The 7,229-nt window shown below is 66.8% G+C and carries 4 protein-coding genes; 2 read left to right on the plus strand and 2 right to left on the minus strand.

Features of this window, described 5'->3' with window-relative positions; genetic code table 11:
* Window positions 1-136: 136 nt before the first annotated feature.
* A complete protein-coding gene (locus tag VF497_RS13370; protein WP_330889505.1) occupies window positions 137-2,560 on the minus strand; it encodes a serine/threonine-protein kinase in 2,424 nt (807 codons plus the stop codon).
* Window positions 2,561-2,596: 36 nt separating this feature from the next.
* Window positions 2,597-5,185 carry a serine/threonine-protein kinase gene (locus tag VF497_RS13375; RefSeq protein WP_330889507.1) on the minus strand — a complete coding sequence of 863 codons (2,589 nt, stop codon included), beginning with the start codon at window positions 5,183-5,185 and terminating at the stop codon, window positions 2,597-2,599.
* 102 nt (window positions 5,186-5,287) lie between these two features.
* Here VF497_RS13375 and VF497_RS13380 point away from each other — a divergent pair, with 102 nt between their 5' ends.
* Together VF497_RS13380 and VF497_RS13385 are read left to right on the plus strand one after the other, a co-directional pair.
* Window positions 5,288-6,178 (plus strand): hypothetical protein, encoded by an 891-nt coding sequence (locus VF497_RS13380; RefSeq protein ID WP_330889509.1) that lies wholly within the window; start codon window positions 5,288-5,290, stop codon window positions 6,176-6,178.
* A gap of 78 nt (window positions 6,179-6,256) precedes the next feature.
* On the plus strand, window positions 6,257-7,003 hold the full coding sequence (locus tag VF497_RS13385) for a hypothetical protein (protein WP_330889511.1): 747 nt from the start codon (window positions 6,257-6,259) through the stop codon (window positions 7,001-7,003).
* The last annotated feature ends 226 nt before the right edge of the window (window positions 7,004-7,229 follow it).

Genomic DNA, 7,229 nt, shown 5'->3' on the forward strand with positions numbered 1-7,229 from the left:
GCGCCGATGCCGGCCGAGGCGCCGGTGACGAGCGCGCGGCGCCCGTTCGGTACAAGTGAGATCGTTGCGGGGACTTCGTTCGCCATGCGCGAAGCATAACAGGCGACGCACGTCGCCCGCGTGCAGCACCGCGCCTTCAGTTCTTCGCGCAGGGCGTGTTCGAGAGCGGATCATCGTCCGGTTTCAATGCGATCTTGCGCTGTGCCATTTCGACCTGTACCACGCGCGCCTCCGCGCATTTTCCTGCGCCGGCCAACGCCCCGACGTAATACGCGGCGGTTTGTGCCTGCCGTTTCTGGAAATCGTGCGTGCGCCCGAATTCATGCGCGGACTCCAAGGGCGCGAGCGCATCCGCATGGCGGCCCATGTCGACCAGCAGCATGCCGTGCCAGAGATTCGCGCGCTGCAGCGTCGGCGAGTCGGGCGAGGTTTCGCGTGCGAGCACCGGCATGGCCAGGTCGAACTGGGCGAGGCTTTCGTCACGGCGGCCGGCCAGGCGCAGTGCGCGCGCGAACGACACGCGATCCTGCGCCACTGCCATCGAATCGGCGCCGAACGATTGCGTGTGCAGTTCAATGACGCGCTCGTAAGTGCGCGCCGATTCGTTGTAGCGCTTGAGTTCGGCGAGCAGCAGCGCGCGATCCTTGAGATCGACCAAGTAGCGGCTGTTCGTTTCCGGCACGTCGTGGCTACGATAGAGCACAAAGATTTCCTCCATCGTCGCCCATGCCGCAGGTGTGTCTCCATTTTTCCATTGCGCCGTGGCGAGCGCATTCAGCGCGTACAACGTACCATCGATTTCGGGTGGATCGTTGGCGCGCTCGATCGCGACTGCCTCCTGCGCCCAGCGCAGCGCCTGCTGCGGTTTGTAGCTGACGCGCTGCGTGGCCAGCTCGGCGATCACCCAGGCACGGTCCTCCTTCGAGTCGGGCAACTTCGATTCCTGTATCTGCAACGCTCGCTCCGCGAGCGCCGCGGCTTTTTCCTCCTGGCCCAGGCCGAAGTAGCTGACCGAGGCGGCCATGAGCACGCGGATCGCCAGTTGTGGCTGCGCTGTGTATTCGCGGCCGGCCAATTCGACCGCGCGGTCGAGCGCCTGTTCGAGAGTGACGTTGGGCGTGCCGCTGACGCTGGCGTTGGAGCTTGCGAACACCGTGTGCAGGAAATCATTGGTCGCGCGCAGGCGGTCGAGCTGTTCGCGCGCACGCGCCGACTCGGCCAGTGCGCGCTGCGTTTCGCGATCGGCCCGTTCGGTCTGCGCCACGGCGAGATCGCGCTGCACGCGCGTCTGCCGTACCTGCCAGGCCATGCCGGCGACGCCGGCGATCAGTGCGAGCGCGGCGATCACGCCGAGCGCGACCGTGACACGGTTGCGCGCGACGAACTTGCGCGCGCGATAGGCGAGCACACCGTCGCGCGCACGCACGGGGCGATGGTAGAGATGGCGGCGCACGTCGTCGGCAAGCTGTTCGACGCTGGCATAGCGGCGCTCGGGTTCCTTGCGCAGCGCCATCAGCACGATGTTGTCGAGGTCGCCGCGCAATTCGCGCCGCGGTGCGGATGCACGCGCCGCGCCCGCGCCGACCGCATCCGGCAGCGTCGTGCTCGGGCGTTCCGGTTCGGTCGCGACGATCTCGTGGACGAGGTCGGCCAAGTGCGCCTTGTCGGCCTTGTATGGGCTGTGCCCGGTCAGCAGACGATAGAGCAGCACGCCGAGCGAGTAGACGTCGCTCGCCGTGGTGATCGCCTCGCCCTTGACCTGCTCGGGGCTGGCGTATTCGGGTGTGAAGGCGTTGAGCGTCGCCGCGTCACCGGCGTCGGCGTCGGCGTCGACGTCGACGAGGCGGGCGATGCCGAAGTCGAGCAGCTTCACGCGGCCGTTCGCGTCGACGAGGATGTTGCTCGGCTTGAGGTCGCGATGAACGATCAGGCGCTGGTGCGCAAACTGCACCGCGGCGCAGACTTCGCAGAAAAGTTCCAGGCGCGCGCGCAGGTCGAGGCCGCGCTCGCGGCAGTAGCGGTCGATCGGCACGCCGTCGACATAGTCCATGACGAGGTAGGGCGTGCCGTCCTCGGCCGCACCGCCGTCGATCAGACGCGCGATGTTCGGATGGTCGAGGCCAGCGAGGATCTGCCGCTCCATGCGGAAGCGGCGAACGACGTCGCGACCGCCGAGGTCGGCGCGGATCAACTTGATCGCGACTTCCTTGCGATAGGCGTCGTCGTCGCGCGCTGCGCGGAACACGCGACCCATGCCGCCGCTCGCGATCACCGCGGCGATACGATACGGACCAAGTGTGCGGCCGATCCACGCGTCCGCTTCATGCGCCGCGTCGTGCGCGGCACGTGCGATCGCTGCGGCGGGCGTGACGCCGGCAAGAAAACCGTCGGTGTTTTGTGCGCCGGTGAGCCATTCGAGTGCCTCGCGCAACAGCGCTTCGTCTGCGCCCGCGACGGCACTCGCATGCGCTGCGCGCTGCTCAGGCGGAAGCTCGAGGCATTCGCCGATCAGCTCGGTCAGTTTCTGCCAGCGCTCGGAGTTCATTGCGGTCGCGTCCATTTCTGCATGGTGTCGACGTCGCGCCGCCGCGCTGCCTCAGCGCGCCTGCAGCTGCGTCAGCGAAGCGCGTGTGCGCACGGCACCGCTCTGCACGAGCTCGACGATGTCCTGGGTTTCCTCGTCGATCATTTCCGGAATCTGCGCGACCAGCTTGCTGGAATTTTCGAACAGCGCGATCGCTTCGTGCTTGAGTGCGATGCGCTGCTCGCGCGAAAGGTCGGTTTCCTCGCTGCGACGCAGGCTGAATTCGCCCTTGAGTCCGTCGATCCACGCGCGCACGGCGGTCATCTGGCGCTGCCCCGAGAGATAGTCGGGCAATTGCTGCACCATGCGTTCGACCGCGGCGAGCTCTTCGAGTTGGACGCGCACCGAAGTGCCGGCGCGCAGTTCCATCTCCGCCTGTTCCAGGCGGGTAGCGATACGGTTGACCATCGCGGTCGGCTGGCCCGGATCCTGGCGCTGCATCTCTTCGTCGTAGTCGCGCGCCTTGCGGTAGTAGGCGCGTCCTGTGTCGTAGTCGCCACCGCGCGCGGCGATCGAGGCAGCGGTGCCCGATTCGAGCACGAGGTTGATGAGGTTCTTGATGTCGTGGGGATTCTTCGCGTACGCGACCTCCTGTTCGCGGACGGCATCCTGCGCATAGGCAAGTGCCTTGGCGACGCGCTGCGTGTCGTCGTGGTCCTCGAGTTGGGCGCGGGCGAGAAAAAGCGAAGTCGTCGCGAGCGCGTTAGCGACGTCGTCGCGATCCTTGTCGTTGGCCGCGGTGCGTTGCGCGGCCTGGTAGACGGCATAGGCTTCGCGCGTCAGCGCAAGGCGCTGGCTCGCGGGCATGTCGATGCCGGGTGCCTTGGCGAACTCGGCGAGCGCATTCGCGCGCGCCTGGGTCAGAGACGAGGGCTCGTCGGCGCTGGGTGCTGCGCGCGCGAGCGCCGCGGCCGTTTCGAATTGTGCCCTGGCTGCGTCGAAGTGCTGAGCGTCACCCTCGCTGCCGGCGAGCAAAGTCTGCGCGAACAGACGCAGTTCCGACGAACGCGCGTCGGACGGTGCGAGCTCGTCCGCGCGCTTGAGCGCGGCAAGGGCGGAGCTCGCGCTGGCTGCGCGCTGCGCGGGCGGAATCAGCCCGCGCTCCTGAATCTGCGCGAGTTTGACGTAGCCCCTCGCGACATCGAGCAGCAAGCTGCGGTTGCCGCCCGCATCGGCGGCGAGGCGGCCGAGGTATTCGACGCCGGTGTCGAGCAAGGTCTGCTGCGCTTTCGCCGTGCCGGGCACGTCGACGATCTGCAGGAACACGTCGCCGACGAAACGGTTGGCGAGGTCCCGGACGCTGTCGAAATGGCGTTCGGCGCGCGCCCTCTCCGCGCGCGCGACACGGGCCTTTTCCAGCGCATAGACCGACAGCGTGAGCAGGCCGGCAACGGCAAGCGAGCCGAGTGCCACGCCGAGACGGTGGCGCACGAGGAACTTGCGCGCGCGATAAGCGAGCGCGCCGTCGCGTGCGCGCACCGGCCGGTTGTCGAGGTGGCGACGCACGTCGTCGGCGAACTGTTCGGCCGAGGGATAGCGCTGCGCGGGTTCCTTGCGCAGCGCCATGAGCACGATCGTGTCGAGGTCGCCGCGCAGCGCGCGACGCAGGCGCTCGGTGTCGAGCGTGGGAGCCACCGAGTTGCCGCCGCGGCCCGATTCGCCCGCGCTCGCGCTCGGTCGCGCGGGATCGGTGCTGACGATCTCGCGCACGAGCGCGTGCAGTTGCGAGTTGTCCGAACGGTACGGGCTGCGTCCGGCGAGCAGGCGATAGAGCAGCACGCCGAGCGAGTAGATGTCGCTCGCGGTCGTGATCGGCTCGCCCTTGACCTGCTCGGGGCTCGCGTACTCCGGCGTGAACGCGGTCAGCGTGGTCGGGCTGTCCGCATCGGCGTCGATCAGGCGTGCGATGCCGAAGTCGAGCAGCTTCACCTTGCCGTCGCGATCGATGAGGATGTTGCTCGGCTTGAGGTCGCGATGCACGACCAGGTGCTGGTGTGCGAACTGCACCGCCGCGCAGACCTCGCAGAACAGTTGCAGGCGCTCGCGCACGCCGAGCGCGAGGCGATTGCAGTAGCGATCGATCGGCTCGCCTTCGACATAGTCCATGACGAGGTAGGGCAGGCCGTCTTCGGTCGTGCCGCCGTCGATCAGGCGCGCGATGTTCGGGTGATCGAGACCGGCGAGGATCTGCCGCTCCATGCGAAAGCGTGCTGCAACTGCGTCGCCGCCGAGATCGGGACGGATCAGCTTGATCGCGACGATCTTGTGGTACTCGTCGTCGTCGCGCACGGCGCGGAACACGCTGCCCATGCCGCCGCGCGCGACTTCGCCGACGATGCGGTACGGCCCGAGCCGGCGCCCGACCCAGCCCGGCATGGCTGCGGCTACCGTCGCCGACTGCAACAATTGAGTGTCGACCTGCAACGGCTGTTGCAGGAAATCCTCGCCGCCGGCGGCACTGGCCAGCCAGGCGAGCACCTCGCGGTACTGGGCCTCGTCATCGCCGCAGCGTGCGCGCGCGAACGCGTCGCGTTCGGCGACGGGCAAGTCCAGACATTCACCAACGATATCGGTGAGTTTCTGCCAGCGTGCGGATTCCATAACCCCCAAAGCGCAACACGACCCCGATCGGCTCATCGCGCCGTGGTGGTTGACCACAGCGAACCCCGATGAGCCGATTTTCCCGATTCTACGCTGAAGAAATTGAAGCGGGCGTTTCCCGCGTCGAGTCGGATCGGGGATCAGGATCCATTGTTCACTTCAGGAGTGGGGAGCAAAACCATGTTGCAAGCGTTCTTCAAGGCGATGGCTTTCGTCGTTCTCTGTGCGGTTTCCTTGCCCGCGGCTGCGATTTTCCAGAACGGCGGGTTCGAAAGTGGCGACTTTACCGGCTGGACCACGGGCTATGGGGTCAACAATGGCTTGGCCGGTTCGCAGCCTTTCACGAGCGCCAGCATCAATCTCGGCAGCGGCGGCTCGTTCCGTGGCGCGGTGGTGTCGGCAGGGCCGGACCTGGTCGGCGCGCCGATCACTTTGCCCCATGTGGGTAGCCGCACGGCGCGGGTCAACAACAGCGACACGGGTGGTTACGCGAATTTCATCAGCCAGACCGACGTCATCACCAATGCCGACCGCGACGCGGGCGACCAGAAGCTGCACGTACGCTTCGACTACGCGGTCGTGCTCGAGAACCCGGGCCACGATCCTGATGAGCAGCCTTTCTTCTTCATCCGCGTGCGCGACGTGACCGCAGGCACGACTCTGTACGAGGACTTTTCCTTCGCCGGGCAGACCGGCACCCAGTTCCAGTTGTTGGCAAACACGGACTACAGTTACCTGAACTGGAAGGGCGCGGACGTAGTCGTTCCCGATACGAGCGTTGGCCATTCGATCGAGGTTTACCTGCTTGCCTCCGACTGTTCGCCGAGCGCACACCTGGGCTACGCCTACCTCGATGGTTTCGGCTCGCAAGTCGTGACCCCGCCGCCGTCGACCGGGCCTGCCGCGCCTGCGCCGATGCTCGACGAGATGGCGCTGATTGGTCTGGGATTGCTGCTGCTGGGTGCGGCCGTCGTTTCGATGCGTAGGGCCTGAGCGAGGCTCCCAGCGTCGAAGTGAGCGGATTTGCCCATGCGTCGAACCCCGATTTTGTTCGCCTGCGTTGCCGTCGCAGTGCTGGCCGCCGGACTTGTTCCGGCCGCCTCGCGCTGGTACGCGGAACGGCAGCGCGAGACGGCGATCGAGCGGCAACGTCACGCGGTGCTTGCCGAAGCGCAGGCGCAGCAGAACGAACTCGCCGCAAACAAGCCGCAGCTTCTCGCTGAGCTGGGCGCCTTGCAGGCGGCAGGTGAGTACGAAAAGGTGCTGGCACTGGCCGGTCGCTATCGTCTGGCCGACGACCAGGAGGTCCGGGCGCTCTACGCACGTTCGGCTGCGCAAGTGAACCTGAGGCAGACGCTCGCACGCATGGCTGAACTCACGCAGACCCAGTGCACGGACCGCAACGCCGTGGACTCTGTACGAAACGCGTTTGCGCAGGCGTTTCCCGCGACGCCACCGATCCCCGCCGGCGAGTGGTCCGCCACACGGCTCGATACGGCAGCCTTCGTCGAGCCGATTCGCGAGCGTGTACGGGCGCTGATTGGTTCGACGGGCAACGCGACAGCCCACGAGCAGGCACGGCCGGGCTCCGTGCTCGATGCCTTGCGTGGCGATCATCCGCCGCGCCTGCATCCCGCGGTGCTGCATCAACTCATGCAGGACACGCAGGCGCAGCCTGCGTTGTGCGCGTGGCGCGTCCGCGGAACCTGGGCGACGGCCGGCAATCCCGCCAAGCCGTTCGAAGTGACGCTGTGGCTCGCACCGTCGGCGACGGAGCGCACGATGACGCACGACGTGCTCTCGCTGCAGGGGCTGTGATCCGAACGACGGCGACAAGTCCACGTCCATCGCCTTGCCGCACCCAGGAATCAGGATGAGCCGGTTTTCGCGATTCTGCGCTTGAAAGATTGCAACGAACCTCATTCGAGGTCGCAAACCCGAAAATGGAGACCGCCATGTCCGTCCAGATCAACACCTGCACGCCCGCCGCCGCGCGCGCTGCCTTGCGCCGCTTGCCCGCGCTGAGCGCCGCCATTGCGCTTGT

Source organism: Rudaea sp. (genome assembly GCF_036383415.1).
In the GTDB taxonomy this organism is placed as follows: domain Bacteria; phylum Pseudomonadota; class Gammaproteobacteria; order Xanthomonadales; family Rhodanobacteraceae; genus Rudaea.